This window comes from Natronohydrobacter thiooxidans (assembly GCF_001884735.1).
GTDB classification, from domain to species: Bacteria; Pseudomonadota; Alphaproteobacteria; order Rhodobacterales; family Rhodobacteraceae; genus Roseinatronobacter; species Roseinatronobacter thiooxidans_A.
On the sequence record NZ_MJAP01000031.1, the window covers coordinates 1 to 1,060 of the forward strand.

At 61.9% G+C, this 1,060-nt stretch carries 2 protein-coding genes; both read left to right on the top strand.

All coding sequences use genetic code 11. The annotated features are described in order from the left end of the window. The first annotated feature begins 90 nt into the window (after positions 1-90). On the top strand, positions 91-453 hold the full coding sequence (locus BG457_RS20430) for a transposase (protein ID WP_071797517.1): 363 nt from the start codon (positions 91-93) through the stop codon (positions 451-453). After that, positions 440-1,045, top strand: coding sequence for an IS630 family transposase (locus BG457_RS20435; RefSeq protein WP_281249233.1), 606 nt, complete (start codon positions 440-442; stop codon positions 1,043-1,045). The genes BG457_RS20430 and BG457_RS20435 overlap by 14 nt, the downstream gene beginning before the upstream one ends. Positions 1,046-1,060: the final 15 nt, after the last annotated feature.

Below are 1,060 nucleotides of genomic sequence, written 5' to 3' on the forward strand. Positions count from 1 at the left end.
GCTAGAGCGTGTCGCTGCTGATCAGATTCAGGGTTCCCATAACGCTTGTCCTGTGATTCGATGTCTTTGAGGCAGATATGGGGGTCAGGGATGGGCAAACCGCATCCTGTTGAATTGCGTGATCGCGCGGTGCGGCTTGTCGAACAGGGCAGCACGCATACCGAGGCGGCGCGGCGGCTGTGCGTTTCGATCAAGTTCGTCAACGACATGGTGCGCCTCAAGCGGGAGACCGGCTCGCTTGCGCCGAAACCTCAGGGCAATCCCGGGCGCGGCAAGCTGACCGGAGTAAAGGGCTGGGTGGAGCGCCGGATCGCGGCGCAGCCCGATCTGACGATTGACGCGTTGACCGTGGAACTGGCTGCGGAGCACGGGGTGAAGGTGCATCGCTCGTCGGTCGGTCGGTTGCTGCTCAGGCTCGGGCTGTCACACAAAAAAAGACCTGCAAGCGCTTGAACAGAAGCGCCAGGACGTGACTGACCTGCGCCGCATCTGGATAGGAAAGCGCCAGCCCTTCATGGCCAGACATCTGGAAAGACTGGCATTTATCGACGAGACATCGCTCAAGACCAACATGGCCAAGACCACTGGCTGGGCCCCGCGCGGGCAGCGCCTAGTCGATCACGCGCCGTTCGGACACTGGCGCACCCAGACCTTCATCGGTGCCCTGCGCCATGACCGCCTCGATGCCCCGTGGGTGATCGATGGCGCGATGAACGGGGAGATGTTCGACCTCTATGTCGAGACCCAGCTGGTGCCGACCCTGCGCTCCGGTGACGTGGTCATCCTCGACAACTTGTCGAGCCACAAGAGCCCCGGCGCGGCCAAAGCCATGCGCGACATCGGCGCATGGTTCCTCTTCCTGCCGCCCTACAGCCCCGACCTCAACCCGATCGAAATGGCCTTCTCAAAGCTCAAGGCGCTGATCCGAAAGGCCGCCGCCCGAACCTACCAGGAACTCTGGAAGGCCGTCGGCCATGTCTGCGACCTCTTCACCGACGAGGAATGCTACAACTTCTTCAAGGCCGCAGGATACAGGACCGATTAAACGCGACACGCTCTA